Below are 16,309 nucleotides of genomic sequence, written 5' to 3' on the forward strand. Positions count from 1 at the left end.
TTTGAGTAAATTCGACAATGGAAATGTATAAAAGTATGCCTCGAAAATGACAATAAAATTAACTGCTATATGTACGATGTATAAAATCACGAAACGAAATGTGCAAATATAGTATAGGAGGGGGCAATTATGTTGAAAAAGATGGAGAGAATTTTTATTCGTATATTAATAATACAATTCATTTGTCTTTCTGTTGTACAATTGTTATTTATACATAAGTCATCAGTGAAATATTTATCTAAAATTGTTTATTACGAAGGTGTCATGGTAAAAAATAAAGCAGAAATCTTGCAGGTGAATAGGTAGTTTTCATTTTCTTCTATGAAGGATTATGCTACAATAATTGAGGATTTAATGACGTGAAGCAAATGAGAAGAAGCAGGGTGAACACCTGCTTTTCGTTTTGTTTTATAAGTGAAAAAATGAGGTGTTACAATGGATAAACGAATTTCAATTGCTATAGATGGTCCAGCAGCTGCTGGGAAAAGTACAGTGGCAAAAGTTGTTGCGAAGGAACTTTCTTACGTTTATATTGATACAGGCGCGATGTACCGTACACTTACATATGCAGCCCTTGAACAAAAAGTAGATATTGAGAATGAAGAACAGTTAATGGAAGTTGTAAAGAATGTAAATATTGAATTTCAGCAAGGAGAAAATACGCAGCTTGTATTTTTGAATGGACAAGATGTTTCTGAAGTAATCCGTACACCTGATGTGACGAATCGAGTATCTATTGTAGCGAAGCATCGCCTTGTTCGTGAAGAAATGGTACGTCGTCAGCAAGAGTTAGCGAAAAAAGGCGGCGTTGTAATGGACGGCCGTGATATTGGTACACATGTATTACCGGATGCTGAAGTGAAAATCTTTATGCTTGCTTCTGTTGAAGAAAGAGCGGAAAGAAGGCATTTAGAAAATTTAAATAAAGGTTTCGATTCTAATTTAGAGCAGCTAAAAGAAGAAATTGCTCAGCGTGATAAATTAGATTCAGAACGCGAAGTTTCTCCACTAAAAAAGGCTGATGATGCATTGGAATTAGATACGACTTCTTTATCAATTGAAGAAGTTGTCCAAAAAATTATGAGTATTGTTTCAGGAGTGTTTGCGAAATAAAGAAAGGGGATAATCCTCTTTCTTTTTTTGTTGAAATAGAAATGTAAAGGATACGTGAATTGTGAGTCTCTTTCCTTGACAAATGAGCTGATTTGTAAGAAGTTAGTTAAAGAGGAATAAAACTGTCAGAATATATTCGCTATTATATTTCAAAACATACTTTTTTCAAGCTGGTTTTGCTGTATACTATTTATATAGGTTTAATATATTTTCTTGTGAATGGTATTGAAAAAGAGTATGTGATGAGAAATTCTTAAACATGCAAATGAAAACTTTGTTTTCATTTCGTATATACATAAAAAAATGCTTTGTCAATTCTGTAGGGAGGTATTTCCATGGTAGAGAAAATGAATGAAGAAGTTATGGATTCAAAAGAATTACAAGTTGGTGACGTTGTTACAGGTTCTGTAACGAAAGTTGAAGAGAAACAAGTGCTTGTAAATGTTGGATACAAAACAGATGGCGTAATTCCAATTAGTGAATTAGCTAACGTTCATATTGAAAAAGCAAGCGATGTTGTAGAATTAGATCAAACACTAGAGTTGAAAATTATTAAATTAGAAGAAGATGATCTTGTCTTATCTAAACGTGCTGTTGATGCAGAAAAAGCATGGGTAGAATTACAAGAGAAATTTACTTCTGGTCATGTATTTGATGTTACTGTAAAAGATATTGTGAATGGCGGATTAGTTGTGGACCTTGGTGTTCGCGGTTTTATTCCAGCTTCACTTGTAGAAGTACATTATGTAGAAGACTTTACTGACTATAAAGGTAAAACATTAGCGGTGAAAATTGTTGAATTAGACCGTGAAAAAAATCGTGTAATCCTTTCGCATAAAGCGGTAGTAGAATTAGAACTAGATTCTAAGAAAAAAGAAGCAATTTCTTCATTAAAAGAAGGTGACGTTGTTGAAGGAACAGTGCAACGATTAACTGACTTTGGTGCTTTCGTTAACGTTGGTGGCGTGGACGGTTTAGTTCACATTTCACAAATTTCACACGAACGTGTAGAGCAACCTTCTGAAGTATTAGAGCAAGGTCAAAAGGTTAAGGTAAAGGTGTTATCTGTTGATGCTGATACACAACGTATTTCTTTATCAATTAAAGCGGCTCAACCAGGACCTTGGGAAAACGTTGCTGGCGAAATAAAAGCTGGAGATATTCGTGAGGGAGTAGTAAAACGCCTTGTTACATTTGGTGCATTCGTTGAGATTTTACCTGGCGTTGAAGGACTTGTACACGTATCTCAAATTGCAAATCGTCACGTGAAAAACCCGAATGAAGTATTGGAAATGGGACAAGAAGTAAAAGTGAAAGTACTTGAAGTTCACGTAGCAGAGAAACGTATTTCTTTAAGTATAAAAGAAGCGCTTGAGGAAAATAATGTAATTGAAGATTATAGTCAGTATGAGCCAAATGCTGATTCTGCTACTTTCCAATTAAGTGATATTATTGGTGAACAACTGAAAAAATTAAAGAAATAATGAGGGGTACAAGTGGTAAGGGCAAAACGTAAATTAGATCATATTGAATACGCTCTTTCTACTGGTCAGTCTCGTACGCATGGCTTTCATGATATTGATTTTGTGCATCAAAGCTTGCCAAATTCAAATTATGACACAATAACATGTGAAACAAAAATCGGCGAACTTTCACTAAGTTCGCCGATTTTTATCAATGCGATGACTGGTGGTGGAGGAGAGAAAACGTTACATATTAATGAGCAATTAGCATATGTAGCGAAACAGCATAACCTTGCTATGGCTGTAGGGTCGCAAATGGCGGCGTTAAAAGATGAAAGTGAGGCTGCTTCTTATAAGGTGATTAGAAAGGTAAACCCGAATGGTATTTTCTTTGCTAATTTAGGTAGTGAGGCAACTATCGAGCAGGCAGAGCGTGCCGTTGATATGATTGAAGCGAATGCATTGCAAATTCATTTAAATGTCATACAAGAGTTAACGATGCCAGAAGGAGACCGTGACTTTACTGGTGTACTTCAGCGCATAGAGAAAATTGTTTTAAATAGTAAAGTTCCTGTCATTGTAAAAGAAGTTGGATTTGGGATGAGCAAGGAAACAATGCAACAGTTAGCGAACGTAGGTGTAACGGCAATTGATATTGGTGGGCAAGGTGGTACGAATTTTGCTGCTGTTGAAAATGAAAGAAGACAGCGAATGCTTTCTTATTTTAATAACTGGGGCATACAAACAGCAACCTCGATTATTGAAGCAACCTCTACAAATAATAACCTCTCTTTTATTGCATCAGGGGGTATACAGACAGCGCTTGACGTAGCGAAAGCAATCGCATTAGGGGCGAATACAACTGCGTTTGCTGGTTACTTTTTACGTATTTTAATGCAAGATGGTATCGAGAAATTAGTGGATGAAATTGAGCTTCTACATACAGATTTGAAATTTATTATGACAGCTCTTGGTGCGAAGACGATAGAAGAGTTGCAATCTGTACCTCTTGTTGTAAAAGGTGAAACATATCATTGGTTAATGCAGCGTGGTATTGATACTGCGCATTATAGTAGGAGATAAAAAATCAACCGTTCGGTTGATTTTTTTGTTTTGTTTTCTTTCTCGTAATATAAAATGGAATTGGTATTTTATAAAAATTGTAATTGAAAAAAGGTTAAAAAATGAAGATGATTAGTTACTAGATTTTTGGAGAGGGCTTGATTTTCTAAAGGAAATAGGTGGAGGTAAAAAAAGTGATAGGAGGATATAGTACACAAAATATTATTTCGATATAAATAAAAATCATTAAAATGATTATGTAAAAGACGGTTTCGTACAATATCGAAACCGTCTTTTTGTATTCATTAGTGCTGGTTTTGTTTTCGAGCCTGCTCTGGTGTATCAAGTCCAGTTGCACCTGGATATTGTAGTGATTGATCACGATCAGATTCAACGCGGCGTGATTCTCGTAGTTTTCGTTCTTGGCGATCTTTACCCATAATGAATAACACCTCCTTGTTAAAAGTGTTGCTGTTATAAGAAAAAACTATGCGTAAATAAAGTGGATTAACTTTCATAAAAAATTCCCATAATGGAAAACATAGGAGGTGAAGTAGATGGATGGAAGTACTTTTTATTTTATAGCTTGGATAGGGTGGGTTGTCGTAACCTTTTTTATGAAAAAGGACCATATTCGGTGGAAGTTAGGCGCTTGTATATTGATTTTTATAATTTGCTCTCCGTTACATGTAACGATCGCCTCATTCATGGTATCAGTAAATGCTCTTTTACTTTGTATTATTTCTTTTATAGGGATCGCGCTGTATTCTGTTTGGAAAAAATTATATAGCTTACTTTCGGCACTTATTATTGCGATGTTATATACAAGTTTTCATCTGTTAGAGATATATGATCCGATTTGGATTGTGGTGGATAGAGTGTTTCTGCTAAGTAGTGCTCTTGTGTATGCATCGGTGTTATTGCATGGGGATCGCATATTACGATTATGTTCCCTATATGTAGGGATGTTACAAGGAGAGTTGCTAGTGACATTTATTTTTCGGAAATTGAATTTTCCATATGATTACGGTAGTTTAGCATTTTTTGATATCGTCGCCGTTTCTACATTATTCATGGCAGTATTGTTTTGGATTGCAAAAGCATCAGTATACATGGAACAGTTTAAGAGAAAAACACGTAAAAGAAAGGCGAGGGTAATACATGACTGAATATACACCAGCCATTTTATGCGGCGTAATAGCGGGGACAGTTACAAGGGTGTTAATGCTTCGGACGGATACACGGCAATATCCGACGAGGCTACATGGAAAGATTATTCATATTGCAATGGGGTTAATTGCAGCAGCTTTAGGAGCGATTGCAATCCCATCTATTTTGAAAAAAGATTTTTCTGCCATTACATTTCTTACGTTAGCAGCGACACAATTTCGTGATGTACGTAATATGGAAAGAAATACACTTCAACAATTAGATGGATATGAGCTCGTACCGCGTGGAAATACGTACATTGAAGGGATTGCATTGGTTTTTGAAAGTCGCAACTATTTGGCGATGTTAACGTCGTTTGCAACGACGTTTGCGTATATAGGGTTCCGTTCATGGATTGCTGGAGTAATTATGGCTATAATCGCATTTTTTATTGCGAAAAAATTAATGTCTGGTAGAAGACTCCATGACCTTGTAGATATTGAGCATGTTCCGCTGCGTTTTGAAGGAGCAGGGCTTTATATCGATAATATTTATATTATGAATATTGGATTGCCAGTGAGGCAAGAAGAGATTATGAAATATGGCATGGGGTTTATATTAAAACCGAAATCAATTGATGCGATGGTGACAATCTCAAATTTAGGGCAACGGCAAGCTATTTTACACGATGTTTCGGTGGCGTTAGGCATTTATAGAGATTCTGGTACACCAGCGCTTGTACCGTTAGCAAAGCGTGATTTAGAGGATGGCAGGGTTGGGATTTTTGTCTTACCGCAAGATCAAGATGCAGAGAAAGCGATAAGTGTCATAGGAAATGTACCAACGTTAGAAAGTGCTGTCCATATGTCATCGGAAGCCCCGAAAGGAAGGGGAGATAAGAGATGATGTTAGAAAGCGTTATCCTGGCAGTTATTACAACAGCGCCAGAAAAATTTGCAGGTGGTGCTCCTTTATTTGTTTGTGAGTCGATGGAGGAACTAGAATTTGTTGCAAATAATTTAGAGGCAATTTTAGATGGTATTGCGCATCGCTTACAAGAGAATGTATATATTATTGTGAAACATTAGGAACGTGTGTTATAATGTGAGGTGTTTTGATACGTTGAGAAATATTCTGGAATGCAAATCCCTTCTTGCACAAAGAAGGGTTTTTTACATAATAAACAGAAGCAAGTTGAAAGGATGAAAGTATATGCCGAAACCAGTAATAGCAATAGTAGGCCGCCCGAACGTAGGAAAATCTACTATTTTCAATAGAATAGTTGGAGAAAGAGTTTCAATCGTAGAAGATATCCCAGGTATAACTCGAGACCGTATTTATAGTGCGGGAGAATGGTTAAATCATGAGTTTAACATTATTGATACAGGTGGAATTGATATTGGAGACGAGCCGTTCTTGACACAAATTCGTCAACAGGCGGAAGTTGCGATTGATGAAGCAGATGTTATCATTTTTATGACGAATGGTCGCGATGGTGTAACTGCAGCGGATGAAGAAGTTGCTAAAATTTTGTATCGTTCTAAAAAACCAATTGTACTTGCGGTAAATAAAGTTGATAATCCAGAAATGCGTAGTGATATTTATGATTTTTATTCATTAGGATTTGGCGAGCCATTCCCGATTTCAGGTACACACGGTTTAGGACTTGGTGATTTGTTAGATGAAGCTGCAAATCATTTTCCAAAGATTGAAGAAGAAGCGTATGACGATGAAACAATCCGTTTCTCTTTAATTGGACGTCCAAACGTAGGGAAATCATCGCTTGTAAATGCACTTCTTGGTCAAGAACGTGTAATTGTAAGTAATATCGCAGGAACGACGCGTGATGCTGTCGATACACCATATAGTAAAGATGATCAAGATTATGTAATCATCGATACAGCTGGTATGCGTAAAAAAGGAAAAGTATATGAAAGTACAGAAAAGTATAGTGCACTTCGTGCACTTAGAGCGATTGAACGTTCTGACGTTGTTTTAGTTGTTTTAGACGGAGAAGAAGGAATTATTGAGCAAGATAAAAAAATCGCTGGATATGCTCATGATTCAGGACGAGCTGTTATTATCGTTGTAAACAAATGGGATGCAGTGAAAAAAGATGAAAAAACAATGAAAGCATTTGAAGAAAACATTCGTGCTCATTTCCAATTCTTGGATTATGCACCGATTGTATTCTTATCTGCAAAAACGAAAAAACGTACACAAACGTTATTACCGGTTATCAATGAGGTAAATGAAAGCCATAGTATCCGTGTACAAACAAACGTATTAAACGATGTAATTATGGATGCGGTAGCGATGAATCCAACACCGACTCATAATGGTAGCCGTCTGAAAATCTTCTATGCGACACAGGTTGCGGTAAAACCACCGACATTTGTTGTGTTTGTAAACGATACAGAATTAATGCACTTTTCATATGAGCGCTTCTTAAAGAATCGTTTACGTGAAGCGTTCGGTTTTGTAGGAACGCCGATTCACATTATTGCTCGAGCAAGAGACTAATGGAGAGGATGTGATTTTATGACAAAAATCACAGTAGTAGGAGCAGGTAGCTGGGGAACAGCGTTAGCGATGGTATTAGCTGACAATGGACATGATGTACGTATTTGGGGAAATCGCTCAGAACTTATGGATGAAATGAATACGAAACATGAGAATAGTCGATATCTCCCAGGCATTACATTGCCAAGCACAATCGTAGCCTACTCTTCTTTAGAAGAAGCATTAGTAGATGTAAATACAGTACTGCTAGTAGTACCGACGAAAGCGTACAGAGATGTATTACAAGAGATGAAAGAAATTGTTACAGAACCGATTACTTGGATTCATGCGAGTAAAGGGATTGAACCTGGTACGTCAAAACGTATTTCGGAAGTAATCGAGGAAGAAATTCCAGAGAACTTAATTAAAGATGTTGTTGTATTGTCTGGACCGAGTCATGCTGAAGAAGTTGGTTTACGACAAGCGACAACAGTTACGTCTGCAGCAAAGCGTATGGAAGCGGCTGAGGAAGTACAAGATTTATTCATGAATAGTTATTTCCGTGTATACACAAATCCAGATATTGTTGGAGTTGAACTTGGTGGTGCGTTAAAAAATATTATCGCATTAGCTGCTGGTATAACTGATGGTCTTGGATTAGGTGATAATGCAAAAGCGGCATTGATGACACGTGGTTTAACAGAGATTGCTCGTTTAGGAAGAAAAATGGGCGGGAATCCGTTAACGTTTGCTGGTCTAACTGGTATGGGAGACTTAATTGTAACTTGTACAAGTGTTCATAGCCGAAATTGGCGCGCTGGAAATATGCTTGGAAAAGGACATTCTTTAGAAGAAGTGTTAGAAAGCATGGGTATGGTTGTGGAAGGTGTAAGAACAACGAAAGCTGCTCATGAATTGGCAGAGAAAATGGAAGTTGAAATGCCGATTACAGCTGCTTTATATGACGTGCTGTTCAATGGGAATAACGTAAAAGATGCGGTAGGCTCATTAATGGGACGTGTTCGAAAACATGAAGTGGAAGCTATACCTGACTTACTGTAAAGAAAAGCGACAGAAGTACATTTGTACTTCTGTCGCTTTTTTTATTTTATGGGTCTTTTCACCATTTATTTATTTTTGCATAGGATGAAGAGTAACTTGAGGAGAGGGTGAAAAGAATGGATAATAACATTTTTAATAATATTGAGAAGGAAGCGAAAGTAAATAAAGAGGATATTTTTAAATTAGCATCATCCGTGCAAAATGCGAATTTACGTGATGAAACTGTACTTCGTCAATTGATTCATCAAGTGGCTCTTATGGCGGGACGTGAAGTGCCGAAAGAGCAAGAGGATCAAATTGTAAAAGCGATTATTAATAATAATATGCCAGCGGATTTTGGCTCGTTAAGCAAAATGTTTAAAAAATAAATTATGAGAAACAAAGAGTTTGTAGATTGCATATGATAGCCATGAAAGAATGGGAATAGAGCTGTTTTTGGGCATATTTGGTCAACCGAAGCGAGAGATATAATCGCTTCGGTTTTATTTTTATCTAGATTGGTGGAAGATGCTGAAAAACCTATTGATTAAAGTTACATATTTGCGATTTGTAGTAAAATGTTCTTTTTGTATTTGTTTAAAGATTTTAATTTGTTAAAATAGTATAAAAATAGATTAATAAAAAGGGGTGTGTATATGTCAGAAGGGCTTATGAAAATGTGGTTGGCTTTAGGGGCAATTGGATTTATGTTTTTTGCAGTAAGTTTTATTTTATTAAGTAGACATAAAATAAAGAATAAATTTTTGAAAGGGATTACAGCGTTAGTAGCGTACACCCTTATGGTTGTGTCAGGAATTGTTATTTTTCTTGTTGTATTTAGTGGACCTGTACAGCAGTAAATGGAATGGTCTCGAAAATACTACATACGGAGCAAGTTATATTAGTATGAAAAGGTGATGCTAGTGAAAAAAGTCCATATTATTTTAATATTTTGTTGTATGAGCCTTTTAACGGGGTGTCTGTATCCGAAAGAAAATATGAAGCAAAATGCGGTTCCTTATGAAGATCAGCTACAGGTTGTTCAAAAAGCTGTTGTCACATTTAAGGAGCAAAATGATGGGATATTGCCAATTAAGACGAGGGATATGAGTACACCTATTTATCAAAAGTATCCAATCGATTTTCAACAGATTGCTCCGCGTTACATACAAGAAGCGCCAGGGAATGCATATGAAAGTGGAGGAGTATATCAATACGTATTAATAGACGTTGAAACAAATCCAACAGTAAAGTTAATTGATGTTAGGATGGCTGAACAAATTCAGGAATTATCTTTAAAACTTAGGATGTATCGTGATGAACATCAATATCCACCTTTTAAAAAAGTAATTTCAGATGGTGTATATGAATTGGATTTCAAAAAACTAGGATATAAAGATGTGCCACAAGTGACAAGTCCATATTCTGGTAAAGGGCTTCCTTTTGTAATTAATGAAAAAGGAGAAGTTTTTGTTGATTATAGAATCGACTTATATGACGCTTTGAAAAAAAATGAAGGGCAGTTTACGGAGGGAGAAGATATTCGAAATATACTTTCGAAAGGTTCCCCGTTTGTACCAGCTTATTCTTTACCGTACACAGTAAAGAACGGAGAACCAATTTTTTTAAAATCATAAGTCATGAACCTTTCTTTTAGTGAATAAGTTCTAGAAGAAAGGTTTTTTATGTTATACAACTTACGATGCAAACAAAAGATATTTTTTAATAGTCATATGAAATTGGACAAAATTATATGATATATTGTCCGAACTTCTAGAATACCATTATATTATATCAGATATTATAGGCAACGTTAGAGAAGGTATTAGTTGACTATAAACGCGGAATTATTCCCAAAAATTTTGAGGGAGGGAATCACTTGGAAAAGGTAGATATTTTTAAAGATATTGCAGAACGAACAGGCGGTGATATTTATTTTGGAGTTGTAGGAGCTGTTCGAACAGGGAAATCAACATTCATTAAAAAATTTATGGAACTTGTAGTTATTCCAAATATTGAGAATGAGTCTGACCGTCAAAGAGCGCAGGATGAATTGCCTCAAAGTGCTGCTGGTCGTACAATTATGACGACGGAACCGAAGTTTGTTCCAAACCAAGCGGTTTCTATCGAAGTAGATGAAGGACTTGAAGTGAACATTCGATTAGTAGATTGTGTTGGATATACGGTTCCAGGAGCGAAGGGCTATGAAGATGAGAATGGCCCACGCATGATTAATACCCCTTGGTATGAAGAACCTATTCCATTCCATGAAGCTGCAGAAATCGGCACGCGTAAAGTAATTCAAGAACATTCAACAATTGGTGTTGTAATTACAACAGATGGAACAATTGGTGAAATTCCAAGAAGAGATTATATAGAGGCAGAAGAACGCGTTGTAAATGAGTTGAAAGAAGTAGGAAAACCTTTCATTATGATAATTAATACGGTACAGCCGTATCATCCAGATACAGAGCAATTACGCCAAAGTTTATCAGAAGAATATGATATCCCGGTTATTGCAATGAGTGTGGAGAGTTTAAGAGAAACAGATGTATATAATGTACTTCGTGAAGCGCTATTTGAATTCCCTGTATTAGAAGTGAATGTGAACCTTCCGAGCTGGGTAATGGTGCTAAATGAAGGGCATTGGTTGCGTCAAAGTTATCAAGAAGCAGTTCAAGAAACTGTGAAGGATATAAAACGTCTTCGTGATGTGGATCGCGTTGTTTGGCAGTTTAGTCAATATGAATTTATTGATCGAGCGAGCCTAGCTGGCATTGATATGGGGCAAGGTGTGGCGGAGATTGATTTATATGCGCCAGATGAATTATATGATCAGATTTTAAAAGAAGTAGTAGGAGTAGAAATTCGAGGGAAAGATCATTTATTGAAGCTTATGCTCGATTTATCTCATGCGAAAATAGAATACGACCAAGTGGCAGATGCATTGCGTATGGTTAAGCAAACAGGATATGGTGTAGCAGCCCCTGCGCTAGCGGATATGAGCTTAGATGAGCCAGAAATTATTCGTCATGGTTCAAGGTTTGGTGTGAAGTTAAAAGCGGTAGCGCCATCTATTCATATGATTAAAGTAGATGTAGAGTCAACGTTTGAGCCGATCATTGGTACTGAAAAGCAAAGTGAAGAATTAGTTCGTTATTTAATGCAAGATTTTGAAGATGATCCGTTATCAATTTGGAATTCTGATATATTTGGACGTTCGCTTAGCTCGATTGTTCGAGAAGGAATTCAGGCGAAATTATCTTTAATGCCAGAAAATGCTAGATATAAATTAAAAGAAACGCTAGAAAGAATTATTAATGAAGGATCTGGCGGATTAATTGCGATTATACTATAAGAAAAATCCCTCTCACTGTAGAGGGATTTTTTGTTTTTCCGATTATAAAATAGAAAAATAAACAGTCATTATCTAATACATTGTTGTAAATTGTCAAGTTTCATCAGATTTTCACATTTTCAGAGTAACAATTTCCTTAAAAATATTGAATTATAAAGGAGAATCGTATAATATAGGCGTTGATAATGATTTATCTACATCTTTGTAGTATAGAATTTGTAAAAATTGCCTACAAATGAAAGTAAGACTCATTTTATGATCATTATACAGTCTTATCTTTGGGAGGAGGTGAATGGCATGAACAAGACAGATTTAATCAATGCTGTTGCAGAAGCAAGTTCCCTTTCTAAAAAGGACGCAACAAAAGCAGTAGACGCTGTTTTTGATTCTATCTTAGAAGCTTTAAAACAAGGTGATAAAGTACAACTGATCGGATTCGGTAACTTCGAAGTTCGTGAGCGTGCGGCTCGTAAAGGTCGTAACCCACAAACAGGTGAGGAGATTGAAATCGCTGCAAGTAAAGTACCTGCATTCAAACCTGGTAAAGCGTTAAAAGATGCGGTTAAATAATCCTTACATATTAACAGGGAAGAAGAGTTTCCTTTTTGGGAACTCTTCTTTTTGCTTTTAAAAACATAAATATGCTAGAATGTGTTCGTATCACTTTTAGGTTTTCGGGAGGGCTAGCGGATGGCAAAAGTTAATTTAGAACAAATTGAACATGCAGTACGCCTTATTTTAGAGGCGATTGGGGATGATCCAAATCGTGAGGGAGTACTTGATACGCCAAAGCGTGTTGCAAAAATGTACGCAGAAGTGTTCTCAGGTATGCATGAAGATCCGAAAGAGCATTTGCATAAAGTATTCGGAGAAGATCACGAAGAGCTTGTACTAGTAAAAGATATCCCATTTTATTCGATGTGTGAGCATCATTTAGTTCCATTCTATGGAGTTGCTCACGTTGCATATATTCCGCAAGGTGGAAAGGTGACAGGGTTAAGTAAATTAGCTCGTACTGTAGATACAATTGCACGTCGTCCACAACTGCAAGAACGTATTACATCAACAGTAGCGAACTCTATTATGGAAGTACTAGAGCCTCATGGTGTAATGGTAGTAGTAGAAGCAGAACATATGTGTATGACGATGCGTGGTGTGAAAAAACCAGGTGCGAAAACAGTAACGACAGCAGTGCGTGGTGTGCTTGAAAATGATGCTGCAGCGCGCAGTGAAATTTTATCGTTTATTAAAGCGAAGTAAAGAAAAGCGGGAAACTGCTTTTCTTTTTTTTTTTAGTAAATAAATGATATAGTTTTAGCTAGACAGAGTGAGATTAGAAAGATTGCTTACATGAATGGTAGGTGTAGCCAAGTTTTGGTTATAGAAAATAGAGTGTATGTGTTATAATAAGTTTTATGAATTAGAAAACAAGGGTGATTTTTTGTGTGTGACATCTACGGAGGGTATGCGGGTATAAAAGAGAAATTGATGGAGAAATTACGCCATCCTTATTTTATAAACTATATTGAAGAACCATTTATTGATGAAGAAAAGATAGCATTGTTATATGGTGCTTTAAAGAGTGCAAACTTACATATAGAACAAATTGAGCATTACGTAGTAACAATTATGCTTGTACAAATTGCGCTTGATACGCATGAAAGGGTATCAAATAAAGCAGGCGAGGAAGAGATTGAATTCCATAAATGTCGTCAATTAACAGTACTTGCAGGCGATTACTATAGTGGACTATATTATTATTTATTGTCTATGAATCGTGATATTGTTTTAATTCGTGCACTTGCTGAAGGAATTAAAGAGATAAATGAACACAAAATTATGTTATACCAAAAAGCGCATGAAACGACGGATGACATAATGAAAAGCGTAGTAACGATTGAGTCTGCGCTCCTTCAAAAAACATGTGATCATTTTCATTTATCACATTGGAAGCCATTTATCACATACGTATTAGGTGGAAATCGCCTTCAAAAAGAAATTCAATTGTATGCTGATAAACAACATTCACCTGTTTTTCAAGCGGTGCAAGATGCTTTAGGGGATAAAGCAGAAGTAGTGATTAATGGTTGGATGATGGAATTGAGAAAGAAAGAAAAACAATTTTTAGAAAATCACACAGACGTAAATGAAATAAATTCTGTGTTAAGGGATAAATAGAAGACATAAGCAATTTTACATTGGAAGAAGGTACGAGCATGCAACAATCAAAAGAAGAAAGAGTACATGACGTATTTGAAAAGATTTCTGATAAATACGATGTGATGAATTCTGTAATTAGTTTTCAAAGACATAAAGCGTGGCGTAAAGAAACGATGCGAATTATGGATGTACAACCTGGCAGTAAAGCGCTTGATGTATGCTGCGGAACCGCAGATTGGACAATTGCGCTAGCTGGAGCGGTAGGTGAGCAAGGAAAGGTTGTTGGCTTAGACTTCAGTGAAAATATGTTATCTGTCGGTAAGCAAAAGGTAGAGGCGTTACAATTAAAACAAGTAGAACTTCTACATGGGAATGCAATGGAGCTTCCATTTGAAGATAATACGTTTGATTATGTAACAATTGGGTTTGGTTTACGTAACGTACCGGATTATATGCACGTATTAAAAGAAATGACGCGTGTAGTAAAACCAGGTGGAAAAGTAATCTGTTTAGAAACATCTCAACCAACAATGATTGGTTTTCGACAAGGGTATATTTTATACTTTAAATATATCATGCCGTTATTTGGAAAGATGTTTGCGAAAAGTTATAAAGAATATTCATGGCTTCAAGAATCTGCTAGTGCATTCCCAGGGATGAAAGAATTGGCCCAAATGTTTGAGCAAGCTGGACTTGAACGTGTGCAAGTGAAACCATTTACTTTTGGGGTAGCAGCGATGCATTTAGGTATTAAACCAGAATCAAAATAGAAAAAAGAAAAAAGAAGTTTTAGGTTAAGGTGAACAATATGAAGTTACAACTTATGTACTCTTTTTTACGATCGGATATTAATGTGATAGAAAAAGAATTAAAAAAGACAGTTGCTTCTGAACAGCCATTAGTAGAAGAGGCAGCATTACAACTTATTGAAGCTGGTGGGAAGCGAATTCGTCCTGTATTTGTGTTGCTTGCAGGGAAATTTGGAGATTATAAGTTAGATGCGATTAAGCATGTTGCTGTTGCGTTAGAGCTTATTCATATGGCTTCTCTTGTTCACGATGATGTTATTGATGCTGCATTTTTACGACGCGGCAGTGCGACTGTGAATGCGAAATGGGGAGATCGTATTGCGATGTATACAGGGGACTATTTGTTCGCTAAGTCTCTTGAATGTATAACAAATATCGAAATCCCAGAGGCGCATCAAGCGTTATCACATACTATTTTAGAAGTCTGTAAAGGTGAAATTGAACAAATTAAAGATAAATACAATTATGACCAAAATTTAAGAACGTATTTAAGAAGAATAAAGCGAAAAACAGCATTATTAATTGCCGCGAGTTGTCAATTGGGAGCGATTGCTGCTGGTGCTAATCGTGATACAGTAAATCGTCTATTTTGGTATGGGTATTTTGTAGGAATGTCTTATCAAATTATTGATGACATTTTAGACTTCGTTTCCACAGAAGAGAAACTTGGAAAACCTGCTGGTGGAGATTTATTACAAGGAAACATAACGCTCCCTGCTTTATATGCGATGGAAGATCCAGTACTTCGTCAAAAAATCACATCTGTACATGAAAATACAACAGCAAGTGAAATGCAAGAAATTATTGATGCTGTAAAAAATAGTCCAGCAATTGATCAAGCATTTGCGTTTAGTGAACGTTATTTACATAAAGCTTTAGAAATAATAAAACCACTCCCACGTGGAAAAGCAAAGTATGCATTACAAAATGTTGCAAAGTATATTGGAAAACGAAAATTTTAATGTTTATTCTAAAAAATAAAATAATCTCTCTATTTCAAAACTATTGCACAATTGTGATAAGGGTGATAATATGTGTGTGGGGATATACAATTACATACATAATTCAGAAGTGGAGAGATTTTTTATGGAAAAAACATTTCTAATGGTAAAACCAGACGGTGTACAACGTGCCTTCATTGGGGAAATTGTAGCTCGTTTTGAGAAAAAAGGATTTCAATTAGTTGGTGCAAAATTAATGCAAGTCACTCCGGAAATTGCTGGACAACACTACGCTGAGCATAAGGAAAAACCTTTCTTTGGTGAGTTAGTAGACTTTATTACATCTGGACCTGTATTCGCAATGGTATGGCAAGGTGAAGGTGTAGTAGATACAGCGCGTAACATGATGGGGAAAACAAGACCACATGAAGCAGCTCCTGGAACAATTCGTGGAGATTTCGGTGTAACTGTTGCGAAAAATATTATTCATGGTTCTGATTCTTTAGAAAGCGCAGAGCGCGAGATTGCTATTTTCTTTAAAGAAGAAGAATTAGTTGACTACTCAAAATTAATGAATGAATGGATTTACTAATTATTTTGAAATAATTTGTAAACGCTTTAATCACTGTGATAATAGTAAAAAGTGCAAGGAGAATAGGGGTATTCTTCTTGCACTTTTTTTATTTTCAATTAGTTACGAAGTTTGAGCTG

General features: G+C 36.1%; 20 protein-coding genes. 19 read left to right on the plus strand and 1 reads right to left on the minus strand.

The features are described from left to right. Positions 1 to 132 precede the first annotated feature (132 nt). The 4 genes from BM089_RS30950 to BM089_RS03085 all read left to right on the plus strand — a co-directional run bounded on the left by BM089_RS30950 (position 133) and on the right by BM089_RS03085 (position 3,659). Positions 133 to 306 (plus strand): YpfB family protein, encoded by a 174-nt coding sequence (locus BM089_RS30950; protein ID WP_023521499.1) that lies wholly within the window; start codon positions 133 to 135, stop codon positions 304 to 306. Between the two features lie 129 nt (positions 307 to 435). Then, a complete protein-coding gene (cmk, locus tag BM089_RS03075) occupies positions 436 to 1,113 on the plus strand; it encodes a (d)CMP kinase (protein WP_000361252.1) in 678 nt (225 codons plus the stop codon). A gap of 335 nt (positions 1,114 to 1,448) precedes the next feature. Beyond that, positions 1,449 to 2,597 (plus strand): 30S ribosomal protein S1, encoded by a 1,149-nt coding sequence (gene rpsA, locus BM089_RS03080; RefSeq protein WP_000229558.1) that lies wholly within the window; start codon positions 1,449 to 1,451, stop codon positions 2,595 to 2,597. A gap of 12 nt (positions 2,598 to 2,609) precedes the next feature. Further along, entirely contained in the window at positions 2,610 to 3,659 is a 1,050-nt protein-coding gene (locus tag BM089_RS03085) for a type 2 isopentenyl-diphosphate Delta-isomerase (protein ID WP_000251041.1), read from the plus strand. Positions 3,660 to 3,943: 284 nt separating this feature from the next. Here BM089_RS03085 and BM089_RS30530 read toward each other — a convergent pair whose 3' ends face one another. Then, a complete protein-coding gene (locus BM089_RS30530; protein ID WP_000513900.1) occupies positions 3,944 to 4,078 on the minus strand; it encodes a YpzI family protein in 135 nt (44 codons plus the stop codon). A gap of 117 nt (positions 4,079 to 4,195) precedes the next feature. Between BM089_RS30530 and BM089_RS03095 the strand changes: the two genes are divergently transcribed. From BM089_RS03095 to ndk, 15 genes are all read left to right on the plus strand, one after another. After that, on the plus strand, positions 4,196 to 4,807 hold the full coding sequence (locus tag BM089_RS03095; protein WP_002093921.1) for a YphA family membrane protein: 612 nt from the start codon (positions 4,196 to 4,198) through the stop codon (positions 4,805 to 4,807). Beyond that, entirely contained in the window at positions 4,800 to 5,693 is an 894-nt protein-coding gene (locus BM089_RS03100; protein WP_000141599.1) for a YIEGIA family protein, read from the plus strand. Before BM089_RS03095 ends, BM089_RS03100 begins: the two co-directional genes overlap by 8 nt. Beyond that, complete coding sequence (locus BM089_RS03105; RefSeq protein WP_000979048.1) at positions 5,690 to 5,875, plus strand: capping complex subunit for YIEGIA; 186 nt, start codon at positions 5,690 to 5,692, stop codon at positions 5,873 to 5,875. Before BM089_RS03100 ends, BM089_RS03105 begins: the two co-directional genes overlap by 4 nt. Before the next feature lie 124 nt (positions 5,876 to 5,999). Continuing rightward, on the plus strand, positions 6,000 to 7,310 hold the full coding sequence (gene engA, locus BM089_RS03110; RefSeq protein ID WP_090975945.1) for a ribosome biogenesis GTPase Der: 1,311 nt from the start codon (positions 6,000 to 6,002) through the stop codon (positions 7,308 to 7,310). Between the two features lie 18 nt (positions 7,311 to 7,328). Then, positions 7,329 to 8,351, plus strand: a complete 1,023-nt coding sequence (locus tag BM089_RS03115; protein ID WP_000161783.1) for an NAD(P)H-dependent glycerol-3-phosphate dehydrogenase — start codon at positions 7,329 to 7,331, stop codon at positions 8,349 to 8,351. Between the two features lie 116 nt (positions 8,352 to 8,467). Continuing rightward, positions 8,468 to 8,719 carry a stage VI sporulation protein F gene (locus BM089_RS03120; protein ID WP_000369753.1) on the plus strand — a complete coding sequence of 84 codons (252 nt, stop codon included), beginning with the start codon at positions 8,468 to 8,470 and terminating at the stop codon, positions 8,717 to 8,719. A gap of 267 nt (positions 8,720 to 8,986) precedes the next feature. Beyond that, positions 8,987 to 9,190, plus strand: a complete 204-nt coding sequence (locus tag BM089_RS03125) for a DUF2768 domain-containing protein (protein ID WP_001289005.1) — start codon at positions 8,987 to 8,989, stop codon at positions 9,188 to 9,190. A 63-nt stretch (positions 9,191 to 9,253) separates the two neighbouring features. Beyond that, entirely contained in the window at positions 9,254 to 9,967 is a 714-nt protein-coding gene (locus BM089_RS03130) for a hypothetical protein (protein ID WP_000755480.1), read from the plus strand. Between the two features lie 242 nt (positions 9,968 to 10,209). Further along, positions 10,210 to 11,688 (plus strand): stage IV sporulation protein A, encoded by a 1,479-nt coding sequence (gene spoIVA / locus BM089_RS03135; RefSeq protein ID WP_000416519.1) that lies wholly within the window; start codon positions 10,210 to 10,212, stop codon positions 11,686 to 11,688. Between the two features lie 297 nt (positions 11,689 to 11,985). After that, complete coding sequence (locus BM089_RS03140) at positions 11,986 to 12,258, plus strand: HU family DNA-binding protein (protein ID WP_001043860.1); 273 nt, start codon at positions 11,986 to 11,988, stop codon at positions 12,256 to 12,258. A 120-nt stretch (positions 12,259 to 12,378) separates the two neighbouring features. Next, complete coding sequence (gene folE / locus BM089_RS03145) at positions 12,379 to 12,948, plus strand: GTP cyclohydrolase I FolE (protein ID WP_001151481.1); 570 nt, start codon at positions 12,379 to 12,381, stop codon at positions 12,946 to 12,948. Positions 12,949 to 13,131: 183 nt separating this feature from the next. Next, on the plus strand, positions 13,132 to 13,866 hold the full coding sequence (locus BM089_RS03150) for a heptaprenyl diphosphate synthase component 1 (RefSeq protein ID WP_053564889.1): 735 nt from the start codon (positions 13,132 to 13,134) through the stop codon (positions 13,864 to 13,866). A gap of 38 nt (positions 13,867 to 13,904) precedes the next feature. Further along, on the plus strand, positions 13,905 to 14,618 hold the full coding sequence (gene menG / locus BM089_RS03155) for a 2-heptaprenyl-1,4-naphthoquinone methyltransferase (RefSeq protein WP_001187668.1): 714 nt from the start codon (positions 13,905 to 13,907) through the stop codon (positions 14,616 to 14,618). Positions 14,619 to 14,656: 38 nt separating this feature from the next. Further along, on the plus strand, positions 14,657 to 15,619 hold the full coding sequence (hepT, locus tag BM089_RS03160; RefSeq protein WP_000776079.1) for a heptaprenyl diphosphate synthase component II: 963 nt from the start codon (positions 14,657 to 14,659) through the stop codon (positions 15,617 to 15,619). 124 nt (positions 15,620 to 15,743) lie between these two features. Further along, positions 15,744 to 16,190: a nucleoside-diphosphate kinase gene (gene ndk, locus BM089_RS03165; RefSeq protein WP_000415883.1), complete on the plus strand. Its 447-nt coding sequence runs from the start codon at positions 15,744 to 15,746 to the stop codon at positions 16,188 to 16,190. Positions 16,191 to 16,309 lie beyond the last annotated feature (119 nt).

The sequence above is a fragment of the Bacillus sp. 5mfcol3.1 genome (assembly GCF_900114335.1).
GTDB lineage: Bacteria > Bacillota > Bacilli > Bacillales > Bacillaceae_G > Bacillus_A > Bacillus_A thuringiensis_S.